Origin of the sequence: Flavobacterium agri, assembly GCF_013401995.1 — a bacterium.
GTDB classification, from domain to species: domain Bacteria; phylum Bacteroidota; class Bacteroidia; order Flavobacteriales; family Flavobacteriaceae; genus Flavobacterium; species Flavobacterium agri.
The window spans coordinates 173,188-190,433 of sequence record NZ_JACBJI010000005.1 but is presented as its reverse complement, the minus strand read 5'-3'; the positions used below and the strand labels follow the sequence as shown (position 1 = coordinate 190,433).

Annotated in this window: 18 protein-coding genes and 1 tRNA gene; 9 read left to right on the top strand and 10 right to left on the bottom strand. The window is 45.4% G+C overall.

The window, feature by feature from the left end; genetic code table 11:
* Positions 1-96: 96 nt before the first annotated feature.
* From HZF10_RS12915 to HZF10_RS12900, 4 genes are all read right to left on the bottom strand, one after another.
* The gene (locus HZF10_RS12915) at positions 97-504 is read right to left on the bottom strand and encodes a hypothetical protein (protein WP_176006635.1); all 408 of its coding nucleotides are present in this window, start codon (positions 502-504) and stop codon (positions 97-99) included.
* Positions 505-506: 2 nt separating this feature from the next.
* Complete coding sequence (locus tag HZF10_RS12910; RefSeq protein WP_176006634.1) at positions 507-2,240, bottom strand: T6SS effector amidase Tae4 family protein; 1,734 nt, start codon at positions 2,238-2,240, stop codon at positions 507-509.
* A 230-nt stretch (positions 2,241-2,470) separates the two neighbouring features.
* Positions 2,471-2,543 (bottom strand) — tRNA-Met (locus tag HZF10_RS12905).
* 90 nt (positions 2,544-2,633) lie between these two features.
* Positions 2,634-2,819: a hypothetical protein gene (locus tag HZF10_RS12900; protein ID WP_176006633.1), complete on the bottom strand. Its 186-nt coding sequence runs from the start codon at positions 2,817-2,819 to the stop codon at positions 2,634-2,636.
* 177 nt (positions 2,820-2,996) lie between these two features.
* Between HZF10_RS12900 and HZF10_RS12895 the strand changes: the two genes are divergently transcribed.
* The 3 genes from HZF10_RS12895 (at position 2,997) to HZF10_RS12890 (ending at position 3,997) form a co-directional block, all read left to right on the top strand.
* Positions 2,997-3,155 carry a hypothetical protein gene (locus HZF10_RS12895; RefSeq protein WP_176006632.1) on the top strand — a complete coding sequence of 53 codons (159 nt, stop codon included), beginning with the start codon at positions 2,997-2,999 and terminating at the stop codon, positions 3,153-3,155.
* A gap of 25 nt (positions 3,156-3,180) precedes the next feature.
* Complete coding sequence (locus tag HZF10_RS18100) at positions 3,181-3,315, top strand: hypothetical protein (protein WP_257008564.1); 135 nt, start codon at positions 3,181-3,183, stop codon at positions 3,313-3,315.
* A 136-nt stretch (positions 3,316-3,451) separates the two neighbouring features.
* On the top strand, positions 3,452-3,997 hold the full coding sequence (locus HZF10_RS12890) for a DUF892 family protein (RefSeq protein ID WP_176006631.1): 546 nt from the start codon (positions 3,452-3,454) through the stop codon (positions 3,995-3,997).
* A gap of 71 nt (positions 3,998-4,068) precedes the next feature.
* Here the strand turns inward: HZF10_RS12890 and HZF10_RS12885 are convergent, their stop codons facing one another.
* The 3 genes from HZF10_RS12885 to HZF10_RS12875 all read right to left on the bottom strand — a co-directional run bounded on the left by HZF10_RS12885 (position 4,069) and on the right by HZF10_RS12875 (position 5,132).
* Positions 4,069-4,485, bottom strand: a complete 417-nt coding sequence (locus HZF10_RS12885) for a hypothetical protein (protein WP_176006630.1) — start codon at positions 4,483-4,485, stop codon at positions 4,069-4,071.
* A 1-nt stretch (position 4,486) separates the two neighbouring features.
* Positions 4,487-4,666, bottom strand: a complete 180-nt coding sequence (locus HZF10_RS12880) for a hypothetical protein (protein ID WP_176006629.1) — start codon at positions 4,664-4,666, stop codon at positions 4,487-4,489.
* Between the two features lie 97 nt (positions 4,667-4,763).
* Positions 4,764-5,132 (bottom strand): SpoIIAA family protein, encoded by a 369-nt coding sequence (locus tag HZF10_RS12875; RefSeq protein ID WP_176006628.1) that lies wholly within the window; start codon positions 5,130-5,132, stop codon positions 4,764-4,766.
* A gap of 122 nt (positions 5,133-5,254) precedes the next feature.
* On the opposite strand from HZF10_RS12875, the gene HZF10_RS12870 reads away from it, so the two are divergent.
* Positions 5,255-6,112 (top strand): NHL repeat-containing protein, encoded by an 858-nt coding sequence (locus HZF10_RS12870; RefSeq protein WP_176006627.1) that lies wholly within the window; start codon positions 5,255-5,257, stop codon positions 6,110-6,112.
* On the opposite strand, the gene HZF10_RS12865 is transcribed toward HZF10_RS12870, so the two are convergent.
* Positions 6,095-9,823, bottom strand: coding sequence for a metallophosphoesterase (locus HZF10_RS12865; protein ID WP_176006626.1), 3,729 nt, complete (start codon positions 9,821-9,823; stop codon positions 6,095-6,097). The two genes, HZF10_RS12870 and HZF10_RS12865, sit on opposite strands and share 18 nt — an antisense overlap.
* 25 nt (positions 9,824-9,848) lie before the next feature.
* Here HZF10_RS12865 and HZF10_RS12860 point away from each other — a divergent pair, with 25 nt between their 5' ends.
* A complete protein-coding gene (locus HZF10_RS12860; protein ID WP_176006625.1) occupies positions 9,849-11,012 on the top strand; it encodes a Pycsar system effector family protein in 1,164 nt (387 codons plus the stop codon).
* Here HZF10_RS12860 and HZF10_RS12855 read toward each other — a convergent pair.
* Positions 11,009-13,378 carry a GAF domain-containing protein gene (locus tag HZF10_RS12855; RefSeq protein WP_176006624.1) on the bottom strand — a complete coding sequence of 790 codons (2,370 nt, stop codon included), beginning with the start codon at positions 13,376-13,378 and terminating at the stop codon, positions 11,009-11,011. The genes HZF10_RS12860 and HZF10_RS12855 overlap by 4 nt on opposite strands.
* Before the next feature lie 100 nt (positions 13,379-13,478).
* On the opposite strand from HZF10_RS12855, the gene HZF10_RS12850 reads away from it, so the two are divergent.
* From HZF10_RS12850 to HZF10_RS12835, 4 genes are all read left to right on the top strand, one after another.
* On the top strand, positions 13,479-14,060 hold the full coding sequence (locus HZF10_RS12850; protein WP_176006623.1) for a Crp/Fnr family transcriptional regulator: 582 nt from the start codon (positions 13,479-13,481) through the stop codon (positions 14,058-14,060).
* A 162-nt stretch (positions 14,061-14,222) separates the two neighbouring features.
* Positions 14,223-15,101, top strand: coding sequence for a pirin family protein (locus HZF10_RS12845; RefSeq protein WP_176006622.1), 879 nt, complete (start codon positions 14,223-14,225; stop codon positions 15,099-15,101).
* 63 nt (positions 15,102-15,164) lie between these two features.
* Positions 15,165-15,695, top strand: a complete 531-nt coding sequence (locus HZF10_RS12840) for a YceI family protein (protein WP_176006621.1) — start codon at positions 15,165-15,167, stop codon at positions 15,693-15,695.
* A gap of 139 nt (positions 15,696-15,834) precedes the next feature.
* Complete coding sequence (locus tag HZF10_RS12835; protein WP_176006620.1) at positions 15,835-16,131, top strand: hypothetical protein; 297 nt, start codon at positions 15,835-15,837, stop codon at positions 16,129-16,131.
* A 57-nt stretch (positions 16,132-16,188) separates the two neighbouring features.
* On the opposite strand, the gene HZF10_RS12830 is transcribed toward HZF10_RS12835, so the two are convergent.
* Positions 16,189-17,037 carry a leucine-rich repeat domain-containing protein gene (locus HZF10_RS12830; RefSeq protein ID WP_176006619.1) on the bottom strand — a complete coding sequence of 283 codons (849 nt, stop codon included), beginning with the start codon at positions 17,035-17,037 and terminating at the stop codon, positions 16,189-16,191.
* Positions 17,038-17,246: the final 209 nt, after the last annotated feature.

The following is a 17,246-nucleotide window of genomic DNA, read 5'->3' as shown; positions in this document are numbered from 1 at the left end:
TCTTATACAGATTTATATTCCGGCTGCGAAGATACGAACAAACTCTTTATGTTTGAGAACATTGTTTTTTCTTAAAAAAAGTCTTACGATTTCCAATTAACGGCTCTTATTTTTTGAAAACTTTCTGTATTCATTCTTGGCAATTGAATCAAGCCATTTACCTTCATAATCGCATAGACAGACCTCAATAATCTTATCTTGTCGCGACGAACCTTCTGCTTTTTGAGTTTTTAAAGCAGCCCTAGCATTTTTTGAATTAGTTATGCGCTTTTTGGCAAGACTGTCTATCACATCGTATAATTCACCCAACACAGGTTCTGAATAACCACTTTTATCCTGCTCCAGAATTTTTTGTATTTCTGGCGAATCGTTGAATCCATGCTTTATGCATTTTTCGAAATACTTTAATTTAAATTCTTGGAGAAAGATAGTCTTATCTGATTTCCGTTCCCTCTGACTGGCACAGGCAGATAGGATTAAACTTAGTAGCAGTAGTTTTTTCATGATTAATTTAATGTCCAAATATCTTTTACCCCACCCTCAGGGTTAAAATAACAGCCTCCGTTACAATCACCGTTTGTCATTAAATCAATATGTCCCGAAGCATCAAATCCAGCAGCGCTAGGGTCATTTGGAATCATAACGTAAATTCCAGAAACAGAATTGAGTGTATCGAAAAAACCTTGCCCATTATTACCCGCATAAGAGCTATCCAACCAAATAGATTCCTCCCCAAAAGTTTTCTTCATCCATTTTAGCATTGGTTTTGCACCCAAAAAATAGTATTTACCATCTGCTCCCAAAAAAGTTTGAGTTGGAATGTTTGGTATCTGAATGCCACATCGCAATAATGCCCAGGAAACCCGCAGTGCACAAGTGTTGCCGTTTCCGGAACTTAAAAAAATTGAATTTGGCGCTCCTCCCACCGCAGCATACATTTGTGTCGAAGTCGCATAATTTGGATTCTGATGACTTGGAAAGTTTGCCGTAAAGTTAGCTAAAGATGGCAATACCTGCGACGGAAAAGTCAGATTCGGATCATTCCAAAAAGCTTCATCGGCAGCAGAGAATTCAATATCCTTCCCTTGATTTTGATTTAAAAATGCGTTTTTAAACCTTGGAAATGTTACAGCCGGATGAGACATAAAAAAACTTACCATAAATACTCCCATCGCTGTGTCACCCGTTGTACCGATATAATTCATTATTTGCGGTTTCAGCGGTGGATTCGCATTAAGCCAAGCTTTTTGGACTTCAGAAAGTGCAATATAAAATGGAAATACATTCTGAAAAGGCTGATTACTTGACTGAGCCAGATCTATGGCCTCAGCAAGATTTTTGACGTAAGTGGCAGGATAAGTAGTTGCAGTCGAAATTAAACCCGGATATGCCGGATTATAATAATCAGATTCCAAGTAATCATACGCAATGCTTGAAATTCCTTCACCTTGGTTTGCATTTACCCAACTTGTCAACCAAGAAGCCTTAGTTGCGCCTAGACCTACGGGTGCGTTTTGTCTTAATGATTTTTTTCTAGCCGATATATAACTATAAGGGCTTACTGAAGATGTCGAAGTATAGCCACCTCCGCCACTGCCGCCTCCGGTGCCACCGCCACCGATAGGACCACCGCCACCACTTCCGCCGCCAGTACAGATTTCCATAGCTCCTAAATAAGTAATAGATCCTGCTTGACCACCGTATTCCGTACATCGACAATCGGGGTCTCCCGGCCAATGGTGACCGTCACATGTACATCGCCTGATTTCGTAAACGTCAAAAACATCACATTCTTCTACTGGCAGTTCGGTTTTGGCTGTAGAAAGATCAAAATTAATTGGAAAGGAAACTGCCGATTCCGCTTTTCCCAAATCATTGAGATCGTACTTAAATATGGCTGCTTTTATAGAATTAGCACTATCAATTTCGATATGAAGATTTTCTACATAGTTGATATACTCCGGCAAATTCTGTCGCGTAATCCCTACATCATAAAAAACTTTATTGTTCACCGTTGTAGTGTAAACGATACTACTGTCTATTGTGAAGCCATTGGTTTCTTCAATGACAGTTTTATTCGACGTGTTCTGCATAATGAGAATTTGCTCCACACCTTTCATCGCCATATTGAATTTGATATCATTACTCAGTTTTTCAAAAGATGTGGCAGTCCATTCGATTGATTGATGATTAACATGGCGAGATGTAATAACATCGTTTTCGGTACTGCAATTAGACATTAGAAGCCCTCATTTGTTTGTTCTATTTGATAAGATTATGTGCTAACGGCGATTTTAGCATGTTATTTTATGAAGAAAAAACTTAATAAAATGTTTTCCTTAAATTTTCAGAAAGATAATCTCCAGATTTTGATTGGATTTAATTGGATATAGAGGTTATAATATCCAACAGGCATGTTGTTAAAAAAATACCAATAAAAAAAACCTCAGTGGATACTGAGGTTTCTTAGTAGCGGGAACAGGACTCGAACCTGTGACCTTCGGGTTATGAGCCCGACGAGCTGCCTACTGCTCTATCCCGCGCTGTTTCGAGTGCAAATATACAACCATTATTGGTACTGGCAAGCTAAATCTTTAAAAATAATTGCCTGTACCTGATTATCCTTCGCCGGATTACCACAAATAACGGTTCATGTTATCGGTATCTTCGTAAAAATCAGGGTATCCGAATTCGTTTTCGTCTTCTTCGGAATCCTGATGATAGTTCATCGTCGAAGGAAGCGTTACATAAAAAATCTCATTATCGATGGCAACGCTCCTTTTTTCACGTCTTGCCTTTTTTGCATTTTCCGTTTTCATGGCTACCGATGTTTTGATACTCCAAAGTTGATGAAAACCAAATCATTACACTTACATTTTACCATCGTTGGATTACACAATTATAGGCAAATTGATAAAATGCAACTAAAGGTCGAAAACGTATAAAACATACATCGCGACAAAAAGCAAAATTTGTAATGAATTAATCATCCACTTATGAAAACGTCTGTACCAACAAAGGTAAAACACCCAAACAAAGGTTCGTTCGAGGATTTGGAAGACGACACTTTCGGCCGCATGCTTTGGAATCCCGCAATGCTGAACCGTGCAATTCCGAAAGACAACAGCAAAGTCCGCAAGATGCGCTCGCGCTAGACTCAAGACACCAAAAACAATTGACATGAAAACACCAGCCCGATTTCAGGAAATACTCAAACACCAAGGCAATCATGCGAGCAAAACGATCGCCCGCAATGTCGGACAATTCTACGTGCGCGTATATGACTGCATGATGGTTTTGCGGCTTTTCCTTTGACTTAACCTAGACAAAGATGGAAAAACGTGGGAACAGCAGCCCGCGTTTTTTGTTAGAATCCTGCAATGTTCGGTGGATTTCCTGTAACACATCCCAAGCCAAAAAAAAGCATATTTGACTATCTGAATGAACGCTTATGAAAATAAAAACCAGTACCCTCGAGAAGACCCCGAATCAAAAAGTACCGGAAAACAAAATCGCACTGTCGCTGACCGAAGTGACCGAACGGTTTGACGAAGAACTCAAACGCCGCTACTGGGCCGAGAACGCATTACTCGATCTTCTCCCCGACCTGGAAAAAAGCGCTACGTCTTACGAGCTGGTAATGGCCATCAAATCGCACGCGATCGTGACCAAACATCAAATTGACCGATTGTTGCATGTTTTCGATGAATTGGAATGGCACGCGTCGGGTTCCCGTTATGAGATAATGGAAAACCTCATGGATACGGCCCGAAAATCACTAGAAGCCAAATCAGGTTTCAAAAGGGACGAGGCCATCGTGAACAGTTGCAAACGCATCATGCAACACGAGATCGCGATTTATGAAAAGTTGCTCGCCTATTCGCGTATCCTCGAGAAAGACTTGGCTGCAGATTACATCTTAAAAGCCATCCGCGAGGAAAAAACGGCTCATATGGTTTTATCGGAAATCGAACTCAAGTCGATTTATTCCGCCTAAACCCGATTACATCAAGTCAACACAAATAAAAAAGCCGCAACTTCACATTGCGGCTTTCGTGCATACGGGCTTTACAGTCCGTCATTATGCTCGTTCGTGTCGATGTCGTCATCGGATGAAATCGACTGCGATTGGTCTTCGTCGAGATCGATGTTGTCACGAAGGATATATTCGTCCTGACTGAACGCTTCCGCATTTCTCGAATTGCGGTTGTTCACGTCGAACTCATCGGAAATCTGGCCGTGCTGACGATATTCGATGTTGTCCGGATTCAAGCTCATCGGATCGGAATCGTCGGTAAACGTGACGCCTTTCTGTTCCATCGCCAGATATTTATCGGGAGACGAATATTCGAAATCGTCACCGTTTCCGTGATCGAGGTCTTCGGCACGGATTTCCTCGTCTAAATGTTCCTTCAGGTTGCGCGCTTCATTGTTGTCGCTTTCCAAATTATTGAGGTCGTTGTTATAATCTTTATTCGGTATCATGTCAAAATAGTAATAGCGTGTTGATATTATTGTTTAAAAGGCACATCTTGTTGGTTGCCATAAGATTCGTCAGATATTGTCGCCGACGCAGTTTCACCTTGCCGTAATCGTTGAACAAATCTTTGGAATAGGTCTCTTTTTCGGCCTTTTCGTCGTGCTTGTGTAATTTTTCGGGTTTCATGGCGCAGGGTTTATGGATAGACATTAGCGTCCTTTAAATTACGAAATCAAACCCAATAACTCTTACAGAATTTTCATTTCACCTTACCCTGAAACCACTAAATCGTCTTTTCGGAAACCCAGTCTACCGCATGGTCGAATTCACTTTTTGGAAAACCCCGGAATTCGCCCGGCATCACTTTGCTGAACGCTTCGGTAAAATCGCGTACCTGCCGTGAATCGGTAACGATAGCGGCGCGATTCCATTTGGTGATGTTTTTTACGCCGAGCAATGCATCCTGTAGCCATGCGCCCGCCGAAAAATCTGCAGGCGAATTGTCGAGCTCGAGCAGATAATTTAATTTTCCGGTTCGATCCACAAGCTCTTCTACTCTCGGAAAGACCGTGTCGAAGTCGTCCTTGGTCACTTCTCCCGACGATCGGAACGCGACCATATTATCGGGAACGTTGTCAATTTGCTGTATCATATCGAGTTGTCTTTTATCGTTTTCCTAAAGTTACCCATTCCCGCAAGAGCCGGCTGTTAGCGATATACTAATAGTTTGTGAAATCGGTCGCTGCGTTTTTAAGGTTTGTCTATTTTTATACTATGAAGAAACTATCGCTTTCACTGCTGTTCGTTTGCGTGGCCTGCGCACAGAATCCGAAAATCGAGGTATTGGGAAAACTCCCGGCCAATCTTGCCGAAAACTCGGCCTGTGAAGTGTTGAACGGTTCAATCTGGACCACCGAAGACCACGGCAACAAGCCCATTTTGTACCGTTTGGACAAATCGGGCAACCTCATCCATCAAACCAAAATTGCAGGTGTTGAGAACAACGATTGGGAAGAACTCGCTTCGGATGCGAAAGGCAATCTGTATATCGGCGATTTCGGGAACAACGACAACACAAGACGCGATTTGTCGATTTATAAGATCGATGCCAAAAACCTGTCGAAAGACGAGACGGCAATCGCTTCGAAAACCACGTTCCATTATCCGGAACAAAAGGAATTCCCTCCAAAAAAATCGGAGCGTTTTTTCGACTGCGAAGCGTTTTTCGTGTCGGGTGATTATTTCTATCTATTCACCAAAAACCGCAGCGCAAATTTCGATGGCACGACCCTATTGTATCGCGTCCCGAACAAACCCGGAAATTTCGCGGCCCAAAAAATAAGCGAGTTCAAAACGTGCGGCAAGTTCAACAGATGCGCGATCACGTCGGCCGACATCAGCCCCGACGGAAAGAAAGTGGCGTTGCTAACAGGCGACAAGATTTTCCTGTTCACGAATTTCAAAGCCGATAATTTCGTTGGCGGAAAATCAAAAACGATAGAACTCGAACATTTTTCCCAAAAAGAAGGATTGGGTTTTTCTTCTAACGACGAAATCCTGATTACCGACGAAAAGACCAAAAAGATTGGCGGGAATCTCTACCGATACAAACTATCAGAAGCCAAACCCTAAACCTGCGAACACACGTGCGCCGTCGCTCGAAACGAAATACGAGGCGCGCAACGTGATCAGGTTTACGCCGTTTACCCAAATTCCGCCGCCTACGGTTTGGTGCCATTTATCGGAATAATCGTTTTGCAGCCACACGCGACCGTAATCGAAACCTGCCAAAATCCCGTAACTCAAAGGCACGATGCTGGTTTTGAGCTTGCCGATGTTCCAACGCAAGTCGGTACTTTGGTAAAACGACTGCTGACCCGAGAAACGCTGGTTGCGGAAACCTCTCAAATCGGAATCGCCTCCGACCGTCGCCGCCTGATAGAATTCGTATTCGTCGTTGAACAAAAATTTAGCCTTGGCATACGTCGCGAGCACGAATTTGCCGCGAGGCGTGAGTTTATATGTGACTCCGATCCCGCCTTCTGCATACGGGAAGTTGCGTTCGGAATCCTTTAGGTTGAGCTTCAGTCCGCCGAGAACCGAAAACGTGAAGCCCAAAGTAGGTTTCGAGACGTTGTCGTAATTGTCGAATCGGTATTCGCCGTTCACATCGATAAAATCCTTGTAATCGAAGACGTCGGCATTGACCACACCCGGAATCGAAATGAAACGGCCGGCGGTCTGATCTACAGAGATACGCTCAAAACTTGCCTGGATATTGGCCGAAGCTCCTTGCTCGCCAACCCATTGCAAAGTCGGTGCGGCTTTTAGGATGCGCATCTTGACGCGGTTGAAGTCCATGTCTTCGTCGTCGTCGTGATTCTCGGTCTCGTTTCCGAATCCGAAGAAATTCTGGCTGAAATTCGGGCTTGTGTAACGCGCTTCCATGAGCAAATTCCAACTGCCGACAGCTTTCGGGAAAGTGCCGTTGTAATACAATTCGAAACCGCTCGTCGCGAAATAATAATTGCCGCCCAAACTGTGCTTTTGCGTAAACGGATTGCGGTCGAAGCCAAACACCGTATAGTTCACGAAAGCACCGAGCTTGATGCCGTCATCGGGGTTGAAACCGGCCATCGGATAGCCCGCGAATACGTTATACTTCGGCTTCATGTAGTCGTAAGTGTTCACATCGTAATCGTCCGAAATCGAAAGACAGGCATTTCCGGCCTTGAGCAAATCGTCGTTTTTCGATTTGAAATCGTAGATCGTGACTTTTCTGCCGTGTTCGACGATGTACGTATCGGTATCGGCTCCGCCAAGCAAACGCAACCTGATCTTGCGACTGCCCTTGCCTTTTACTTCAATCGTATCACTGTCGCCAAGCGCGTACACCCAAATGTCGTGCGTGGCCGAACGGTGATAGTTTTTCTCGAACGTTTTCTCGCGGCTACCGTCTTTCTTGATACGGAAAACCTCTACGTTGGTGTCTTTGCCTGAACGCGTGAGTACGATTTTGTCTTTTTTCTCGGTACCGACGACCAAAATCGTGCGTTGCAACACTTTGTAATATTTGTGGGCGTATTTCTCGAGATGCGTCTTGCGTATTTTGAGCTGAGCTTTGATGCGCTCGACAGTCTCGTCCTGTACTTCTTTAGGCATGTCCTTGAACGCGGCGTCGATTTCGGCATCCGAAAGGTTGTCTTCGATCCATTTGGCCTGTTCGACCCAATCTTCTTCGGTAGAAAGCGGCACGAACGCCAGATCCATAGGATAACCCGTGCGGTTGAACCATTTTACGTTACCCAGATCTTCGTCGAATTTCTTGAAGTGGCGCAATGCCGGAATATTCACTAGTAACGACAACAACGCGCCGTCGATTTTACTGAATGCCTGGTCGCGGTCGCGCGGAATCGGACGATAGACGATTTTGTCGCCTTCTTTGTATTCGCCCCAACGCCATTGGTCTTGATGCCTGTCCCAATCGCCTATGAGCATGTCGAACATACGCGCTTTGATCCACGATTTTTTGTCTACGGAATATTTCTCGTCGGCGTGGATATTGGCCAGAACATCGTCCGTACTTACGAATTTATCGGGTTTTCCGAACGATTTGAGGTCTTTGAACTTATCCATCGGACGCTCTTCTACCAAATACAGCTCGTCTCCGAATTCGTCGTTGTAAAGCCCTAGCGGATTCTGTTTCGGTATGTACAAAAGCTGCGGATTCGAATGTGCAATGCCCAAATCTTCGGAAAGATTGGCCACGGCAAAAGCCGAATACGGATGCGCTGTCGTATAAAAATCGAGCAGGAAGTTTTCGGTGTACGTATTCCTGAAGTCTTTTTCTACGGCCTGATCGCGGAATGCCGAGGTTTGGAGGAAACGCGTCGCACTTTTCTTGATCGCGCGCATCACGTATTCCTTTCCGTTTTTGTCGGACAGGCGCAACGACATCGATTGGTGTCCGCCGCCCGACTGGACCGGCTTCAAACCGCCGTGCAACGTATCGAGTGCCGCTTGGTTGGCCCGGATGACCATGCTGTAATATTTGCGGTAGTGCTTGCCCCACAAAAAGCGGTACCAACCATTTTTGGTCGTCATTTTGGTCGTATAAACCGAAGTGTCTTTGGTCGCCGCAAAGGTTTTAGGGAATTCCCTGATATTGGGAGTCGGACGTGCCGGAAGCGCTTGGGTCGTGAAGATCGTCTTGTCGGTCTTTTCGGATTCCGGAGAAAAATAGGTCACGTTGGTCGCACCGTTCTTGAGCACTTTTACTTCGGCAAAACCGTTTCCTCCGAATGAAAAATCGCGTTTGTCAATCGCACGTGCGGCTTCTTTTTTAGATCCCGATCCGCTGATGACCTGACGTACTCCTTCACGATCGATATACTGCAAGCTGTGATCGTGACCCGAAACGACAAGTACGTTGTCTTTACCTTGCACCAACGTCTTGACGCGTTTCACGAAAGTATTGTACTTTTTGTTCTGCAAATCCTGCGGGCTCAATCCCGACGTTTTGCGCAGTACGTTTATGACCGTACCCACGACCGGCATAGGCACTTTGGTCTTTAACGGAAACAGGTGTTTGTGGAAAGAATATTCGCCTCCGTGCGCCCCATTGCTCATAAGCGGATGGTGCAACGCCAAAATCACGGTCTTGTTCTGGTAGTCGTTGATCTTGTCTTCGAGTTCCTTGAAGAACATTTCGCGCGTCTTGATGTCGCAATCTTCGTTTATGCTGGGCAACTTATCCCAATCTTCGAGAAACCATTGGCTGTCGACGACTATCAACGCGGTAGAATCATCGATATCGATCTTATCCATGCCGCATCCTTTTCTCGGAAGAAACGCTTTTTTGGCTTCTAGAAGTGCCGTGACCAGTTTGGCTTGGTCTTTTACGCCGTCGAGACCATTGTAATAGTCGTGATTTCCCGGGATAAAAATCGTTTTGCCCTTGAAATTCTTGGCCAATGCGATTTGTTTTTCAAGCCGTATGCGCGCATCTGCATAATTCGAAGCATCGGGTTTTGGCAGGCCGTACGGGTAAATATTATCGCCGAGGAAAATCAAAGTGCTCGAACTATCGGCAGCTTTTAGCCTTTCGGACAATAAAGAGAACACTTCGGGCGTTTCTGTTCCGTTCCAGTTGCCCGCATCGCCAATGAGGAAAAAGGTATGCGAAAGTGATTTGCTATTGTTGAAATCGTCTGTCGCCTTTCCCGCATCTTCACCTAATTGCGTTTTGAACGTGGCGCACGACTGCAACATCGCCAATATGGCAAGCACCCAAACAAACCGCATATTTTCCGCTACGACGGCGGCAACCCGAAATAATTTCATAATTTGGTAAGGTAAAATGGAGACAATGACACTCTCTCAAACAGCCGAGAACTACGTAAACGACCTACTCAAAGATAAACTTTCTGCTTTATATACGTACCACAATTTTGAGCATACCAAACGCGTGGTTTCTTCTGTTGCAAAATTGTCGGAAAGCGAGACGCTATCAGAGATAGAGAAATCAGCATTGGTTCTCGCCGCTTGGTTTCACGATACAGGTTACATAAACGGCCCCGACAGGCACGAACACAATAGCGCATTGATTTTCAATGAATTCGCAACAACAACCGATATTCCTTCCGATTTGGCCGAACTCACCGAAAGCCTCATCCGCGTTACGGAAATGTGCATGGAACCGAAATCGACGGCCGAAAAAGTGATCCGCGACGCCGATTGTTCGCACTTCGGAAGCGAGAAATACGAAAAGATAGCCGCTTTGCTGCGCGAGGAGTGGGCAAGCCAGGGACGCATCTATTCCGATGCCGAATGGGCCAAAGGCAACCTTGACATGCTCACGAAATGGCATCAGTTCTACACCGATTTTGCCAAAGCAAACTGGCAGCCGCAAAAAGAGAAAAACATAGCATCCATAAAGGAAAAACTCAAGGACATGGAGGAATTGGAAGACAAATCCGACAAGAAAAAAAAGAAAAAGGACAAACCCGACAAAGGCGTCGAGACCTTATTCCGCGTCACGCTCAACAACCATACGCAATTGAGCCAGATTGCCGACAGTAAAGCGAACATTTTGCTTTCGGTAAACGCCATCATCATTTCGATCGCACTTTCGACGATCATCCCAAAACTCGACAGCCCGAGCAATGCGCATTTGGTGATACCGACGTTCATCATGTTGCTTTTCAGCGTGATTTCGATCATCTTCGCGATTTTGGCTACGCGCCCGAAAGTGAATTCCACGATTTACGACCCCGAAGATGTCAAAAAACGCAAAATGAACCTGCTGTTTTTCGGAAACTTCACGAAAATGCCGCTCGACCACTATCAAGCCGCGATGAAGGAAATGATGGAAGACCGGGATTTTCTCTACGAATCCCTGATAAAAGACCTGTATTTATTGGGAACGGTACTCGAACGCAAATACAAATTGCTTCGCGTTACCTACAACATTTTCATGTTCGGTATCGTGACTTCGGTGATCGCGTTCGTAATCGCGTTCAAGTCGGTTTAAGGCTTTAGGTCGAGTTCTTTTACAAGGTCGTCGAAAGTGTAATTTTCGCCATCGGGCGTGACTTGGTATAATACTTCTACACGCAAAGCGCGCAATCCTGTGACGCCTTGCAAGTCCTCTACCTCAAATGATTCGACATTGTTGCCCAATCGATTCTTGTATTGCAACAAGCGGATGTATCGTCTGTATTCGGCCTCTTCTTGGTTCTGTGAATAGACGATCGTGATTTTTCCGGCTTGCACGATGCGTTCACCCGTACCTTTTATGTGCGATTTGTCGATGCGTTTCTTGACGACTTCGTAACGCGCGTTGTACGTTCCGTCTACGTCGAAGCGTTTTTCATCCATGCGGAAACGGATCGAGATCGGCACGCTGTACACCAAAATCAACGAAGTGACGTCGAGTTCGTAAGGCAATCCCGGACGCAGCCTGAAATATTCGATCTCAAGGTCGCACATCGCCTGAAGCTGCCACAACCTCAAATTGTCGAGATAAATCGGGTTATACGCTTTTTTGGGAGCGATCGAAGCCCCGATGTAAAGATTGTGTTCGACGCCGTCGGTTTTGAACCTTTCGTAATAATGCGGGAAAAACTCCTGCGCTTCTTCCTGTTTTTTATCGAGAACGGCCGCCATTTTCTTGTTGATCAGCGACAACGTATCGTCGAAATTCTTGCGCTCCTTGTACACCATGTTGATCGCGGGATCGAGCTGGCTTTCGTACTGCCCGATCTTTTTGGCGATTTGCGCATCGGACCTGAAATGGTCGAGCATCGGATGGATTTCGTTGAAGATGTAATTCTGCACGATCGACTCCGAATCCGCTTTAAGCGATTCCAAAATCTGCCCTTCCATCTTCTCGAGTTCAAAGAGATGCTGTTCGATAAGCGGCAGTTTGTGTCTTTTGGAAAGGTCGCGAAGCAAATTGAGCAACATCTCGATCTGCAATTTCAAATCGCGTTGCATAGCCTCATTTCTCGCAACAGACGAGCCTTTGATATCGATTTGGCCGTACATCGGATACACGTCCTTGAAAATGATTTCGCGGAACGGTTTGTCGGCGTTCTCGGGAATCGTATGCAAATCGGCTTCCTCGCGGAATTTCCAGTAAACACTTGGGTGAATCGCCGTATATTCCTTTTGGATGATGGCGTCTATATAGTTTTGCTTTTCGGAATAATAACGGTCCATCGTATCGGTGATGAACGGCAAAACGAAATCGAGTTTGTTCGCGTTGATGCTGTTGAGTTCTTTCGGAACCGACGATACGACTTCGAAAACGCCCAGAACACGCCCGTTTTTCATGATCGGCGCAAAAATGCAGCTTTGTACGTCCTGGCTCAACAAATGGTTGGCGAAATCTTTCTCTTCGGGAAAATCCTCGGCGAATTTCTTGACGTCCGAAATGGCGAGATATTTCGCATCGGTAACCAGTTCGTCCATCGAACAGCCGCAGATTTCTTCGTAAGGGCGTTCCATTTTTCCGCCGAGCAATACACTTGGAATATGCGAACCGAAATTGGCCACGCGGAATTTCTGTTCCTCGGGATGGAATTCGGCAAAACCCAATCGCAGGTTACGGATCTTGAAAATCGAACGGAAAATGCCTTGAAGTACATCCGTATCGTTCTCGTCTCGTTTCTTTTCGGTCGTCAGCAAACTTTCCTTGAGAAGCGAAACCGCACTTTCTACCGTGTTGTCGTACAGGTTCATGATTCCGAAACCTCTCAAAATCCAACTGTCGACCGGGAATTTTTCTTTCCAAAGGTCGAAGTTGTCGAAATTGTCGATGAGCAAGGCGATGTCTTCGGGCGTGATGTCGGGTGCGTCGTCGGTCTTGAAAATCTCGAGGAAATCGGCGTTGTAGAGAATCCGGTAATGCTTCACGCTTCCGTCGGCTTCGGGAATGTCGTAAAACACAGGCCTTGCGAAATCTACGTCGTATCCGTAATAGAATTTGAGGATCATGCAACTGCTCATCACGTAGAACTGATGCTCGTCGAAATCTCGGATGCCCATATCGAAATCGGGTCCGGCGTTGAGCAGGATATTCTGGAAGCGTTCGGTATGGTTGAAGATGATTTGGTGGAACGGAATCGTAACGGCCTTGATCTCGTTTTTGCTCAATGCCGTCGGAAAAAGGTCTGCGAGCAGGTGACGGATGAGTTCGGCATGTTCTGAAATTTTGCTCAAATCGCTGATTCCCGTTCGCAGTTCGGGCACTTTTGCCACCTCGGCCAGTAGACCTTTGGCGTAGTTGGCCCTGAAATCCACATCGGACATGGCGATTTCCTCAAGTGCCTCAATTACTTTGTGGAAGGAAATCTCTATTCGGAACGGATTGTCAAACTGCTTCTCGAAACTCATCACCCTTAGTTTTAAACTGCAAAATTACGAATTTTAAACACCGGTGATTCTTGAACCAGAACAAGATTTTTGGTACTTTTAGCAAAACCTCGAAAACCTTATGAATACTGCCTTGCACAATAATCTCTCGCGATACGTGTCGTTTACCGACGACGAGCTCAAAGTCTTGGACGCGTTGATAAAGCCTCAATTTATCCCGAAAAGGACCACGATGTTGCGCTCTGGCGAAAAGTGCAATTTCGAGGCTTATGTCGTAAAAGGTTGTGTACGCAAATACTATATCGATGCCGATGGCAATGAACTCATCCTGCAATTCGGTGTAGAAGATCATTGGGTCGGCGATATTTCGTTCAACGCTTACGACGACCAACCGAGCCGCGTTTTTATAGAAACCATGGAAGATTCGGAGTTTTTGATGTTCGATCCCGAATCGAAAGAAGAACTTTTTGCACGCGTTCCTAAATTCGAGCGCGCGTTCCGCATCTTGGTACAACGCCATTTGGCTTCTACGCAAAACCGCCTGTTCGATTCGGTTTCGAAGAACGCCACCGACAAATACCTCGAGTTCTTGAGATTATATCCTACGATTCCGCAACGCGTCGCCCAGCATTACATCGCTTCGTATTTGGGCATTTCGCCCGAATTCCTCTCTAAGGTACGCGCGCGACTGGCAAAGCACTGATGTTTTATTATTTATTGTCATTGTTCATTCTTTATTGTGGTCGTTCACACCACGGTAATAAATAATTAAGAATAAAAAATAAGTAATCCCATTTCTTGTCCTAGTTCAATGCACACACTTTGAATCTGTCGCAACTTTGCCTTGTAATTAAAACGCAACGCAATGGACCGCAAAGATTTTATAAAGAAAGGGCTCATGGGAACAGGAATGTTCGTCGCTTCGGCCGCAATAGGCGATGTGCTCAAAAACGATATTGACGAAATCAAGGAGTTGGAACCGGTCGGGTTCAACCATCTTCCGAATACCGACAGCAAAATTCTTGAAAATACGGTGTTGCACAAAGCCGAAACCCGCGGACACGCCAACCACGGATGGCTCGATTCGCATCACACGTTCAGTTTCGCGAACTACCACAATCCCGAAAGGATGCACTTCGGCGTGCTTCGCGTCTTGAACGATGACAGGGTCGATGCCGGAATGGGCTTCGGACGCCATCCGCACGACAATATGGAAATCATCTCGATTCCTCTCGAAGGCGATTTGGAACACCAGGATTCTATGGGCAATACGGCCGTAATCCGCAAAGGAGACATTCAGGTGATGAGCGCCGGAACCGGGATTTTCCACAGCGAATACAACCGCAACAAAGATAAATTGACCAAGTTCCTTCAGATTTGGGTGTATCCGAACAAGCGCAACGTGACGCCTCGATACGACCAGATTACGCTCAATCAAGACGACAGACGCAACAAATTGCAGCAAATCCTGTCGCCGAACGCGAACGATGAAGGCGTTTGGATACATCAGGACGCATGGTTTCACCTTGGCACTTTCGACAAGGACACCAAAGTCGCGTACGATCTGAAAAAATACGGGAACGGTATCTATGCGTTCGTACTCAAAGGCGATTTCCAGATCGGAAACATCGACTTGAACCAACGCGACGGACTCGGTATATGGGACACGTCGGCCATCGACATCACAGCAAAAACACAGGATGCCGAAATCCTGTTGATGGAAGTTCCGATGATACTCGCATAAAACAGAAATCATCCGTTCCGAAAAGGAACAAAAAATAAGTAATAACAATAAAAATTAAATAAAATGTCTACAACAAAATGGGTTCTTGACCCAACACACTCAGAAATCGGATTCAAAGTAAAACACATGATGTTCACCAACGTTTCAGGAAAATTCGACACGTTCGAAGCGACTGTAGAAACAGACGGAGATGACTTCACGACTTCCAAAATCGAATTTACGGCAGACACGGCATCGATCAACACAGGAAACGCAGACCGCGACAACCACTTGCGCAGCGCCGATTTCTTCGATGCGGCCGAATTCCCTAAAACAACGTTCAAAGCCGGTGGTTTCGTAAAGAAATCGGGCGATGACTACACCTTGACCGGAGAATTGACTTTGCATGGCGTGACCAGAACCGTAACCCTTGATGCCGAATTCGGCGGATTGCTTCAAGATCCGTGGGGAAATACCAAAGCGGCTTTCTCGATCAACGGAAAAGTTAACCGTAAAGATTGGGGATTGAACTGGAATGCCGCTCTTGAAACCGGTGGGCTTTTGGTAAGCGAAGACGTGCGTTTTGCAATCGAATTGCAATTCGTCAAACAATAACAAGATAAACCGCGAGGTTCATTTTGATTGATTGATTGATTGATTGTTCCAGACCTGACGGACGTTAAAAATCCGTCGGGTCTAATTTATATCCGAGTTTTCGGCTCTATTGACAGTTTTTCTTCATCCTTATAACATCATGACTAAGATTCTTTATATCGGACGGCATGCCGAAATCCTCGAAACCGTCCTGAGGCTCATAAACGCGCGCGAAGACTGGTTCGGATTAGGTGCCGAGACCGATGCCGAAGCGATTGAATTGTTTTCGAAACACGATTTCAACATCGTCCTTCTAGGCTGCGGGCTCGAACCCGAAAGCGAAGCCCACCTCACCAAACTTTTCCGCGAGCTGAAACCCGAAGTCGCCATAGTCCCGCATTACGGAGGCGGCAGCGGATTGCTCCAGAACGAAATCCTATCGGCATTAGCCCAATAAAAAAGCCCGTTGATGACCACGGGCTTTTTTGTGCAGAAATATAGTATATGAGAAATCCTAATCTTCGTTTGCGATAGCTGTATTGTCTTTTTCGACTTTCAACGTAGTGGCGACGCCTTGTTCGTTGATCATCGTCATGTGAAGCGTATCGAGTTGGGCGAGTTTGCGGGAAACCAATCCGTTGAACATGTTGTAGGAAATGTTCATCTCGCGAAGGTTTTTGAGTTTTTCAAGGTCGAAAGGCACTTGCCCGTCGAATTTATTTTCGAAAAGGCTCAGGTTTTCAAGCGAAGCAAGGTTGGCCATATCGGGACTCAATTTTCCCGAAAGTCTGTTGCTGCTCAAAAGAAGCACTTTCAACGAAGCCAATCCGTACATGGTCGTCGGGATTTCCCCTTCCAATTCATTATTGTAAAGAGAAAGCGTCTGAAGACCTTTAATCTGACCGATCTCGGCCGGAATGTTTCCGTTGAGGCGGTTCATGTACATTTCAAGATTCTGCAAATGTACCAATTGGCCGATAGTCGTCGGGATATTTCCTTCGAGCTTGTTGAAAGCCAGATTCAACGACTGCAGGTTTTGCAACTGCCCGATTCTTGTAGGAATCTGACCCGAAATGTTATTTTTGAACAAATTCAGTTTCACCAAACCTGTAAGGTTGCCTATTTCAGTTGGCAACGTTCCTGTAAGATTGTTATTCGACAAATCGAGGCCTGTAACCTGGTTGTTTTTGATGGTTACACCATACCACTGTGTCTCTGGCTTTTTGAGGTCCCATTTATTGGTCCATTGAGCGCCGTTCGTGTTCTTATACAGACGGATAAGCGCTATTTTCTCGGCAGCCGGGATGGCGGCGAACATGGCCGATACGGCTAAGGTAAGTGCTAGGGTAAATATTTTTTTCATGTCTGAATGATTTAGGGAACTTTGATGGGATAAAACTAACAGAATCATCGACAACTGACAAAAAAAATCGATGAAATGCACTTTTTAATTTATTTGTGAAATATTTATCCTACAAAAATACATCAATCGGCACGAATCTGTAACTGTCTCACCACTAAGCGAATTAAATTTTGCTACATTTGAATCACCAACCAATAAAAACAAACCTT

Excerpts from the sequence above, each read along its gene's own strand:
- HZF10_RS12875 (WP_176006628.1), bottom strand. The coding sequence starts at position 5,132 with ATGATACAGCAAATTGACAACGTTCCCGATAATATGGTCGCGTTCCGA.
- HZF10_RS12910 (WP_176006634.1), bottom strand. The coding sequence starts at position 2,240 with ATGTCTAATTGCAGTACCGAAAACGATGTTATTACATCTCGCCATGTT.
- HZF10_RS18100 (WP_257008564.1), top strand. The coding sequence starts at position 3,181 with ATGAAAACACCAGCCCGATTTCAGGAAATACTCAAACACCAAGGCAAT.
- HZF10_RS12865 (WP_176006626.1), bottom strand. The coding sequence starts at position 9,823 with ATGAAATTATTTCGGGTTGCCGCCGTCGTAGCGGAAAATATGCGGTTT.
- HZF10_RS12835 (WP_176006620.1), top strand. The coding sequence starts at position 15,835 with ATGACTAAGATTCTTTATATCGGACGGCATGCCGAAATCCTCGAAACC.
- HZF10_RS12900 (WP_176006633.1), bottom strand. The coding sequence starts at position 2,819 with ATGAAAACGGAAAATGCAAAAAAGGCAAGACGTGAAAAAAGGAGCGTT.
- HZF10_RS12890 (WP_176006631.1), top strand. The coding sequence starts at position 3,452 with ATGAAAATAAAAACCAGTACCCTCGAGAAGACCCCGAATCAAAAAGTA.
- HZF10_RS12850 (WP_176006623.1), top strand. The coding sequence starts at position 13,479 with ATGAATACTGCCTTGCACAATAATCTCTCGCGATACGTGTCGTTTACC.
- HZF10_RS12840 (WP_176006621.1), top strand. The coding sequence starts at position 15,165 with ATGTCTACAACAAAATGGGTTCTTGACCCAACACACTCAGAAATCGGA.
- HZF10_RS12845 (WP_176006622.1), top strand. The coding sequence starts at position 14,223 with ATGGACCGCAAAGATTTTATAAAGAAAGGGCTCATGGGAACAGGAATG.
- HZF10_RS12855 (WP_176006624.1), bottom strand. The coding sequence starts at position 13,378 with ATGAGTTTCGAGAAGCAGTTTGACAATCCGTTCCGAATAGAGATTTCC.
- HZF10_RS12830 (WP_176006619.1), bottom strand. The coding sequence starts at position 17,037 with ATGAAAAAAATATTTACCCTAGCACTTACCTTAGCCGTATCGGCCATG.
- HZF10_RS12915 (WP_176006635.1), bottom strand. The coding sequence starts at position 504 with ATGAAAAAACTACTGCTACTAAGTTTAATCCTATCTGCCTGTGCCAGT.
- HZF10_RS12880 (WP_176006629.1), bottom strand. The coding sequence starts at position 4,666 with ATGAAACCCGAAAAATTACACAAGCACGACGAAAAGGCCGAAAAAGAG.
- HZF10_RS12895 (WP_176006632.1), top strand. The coding sequence starts at position 2,997 with ATGAAAACGTCTGTACCAACAAAGGTAAAACACCCAAACAAAGGTTCG.
- HZF10_RS12870 (WP_176006627.1), top strand. The coding sequence starts at position 5,255 with ATGAAGAAACTATCGCTTTCACTGCTGTTCGTTTGCGTGGCCTGCGCA.
- HZF10_RS12860 (WP_176006625.1), top strand. The coding sequence starts at position 9,849 with ATGACACTCTCTCAAACAGCCGAGAACTACGTAAACGACCTACTCAAA.
- HZF10_RS12885 (WP_176006630.1), bottom strand. The coding sequence starts at position 4,485 with ATGATACCGAATAAAGATTATAACAACGACCTCAATAATTTGGAAAGC.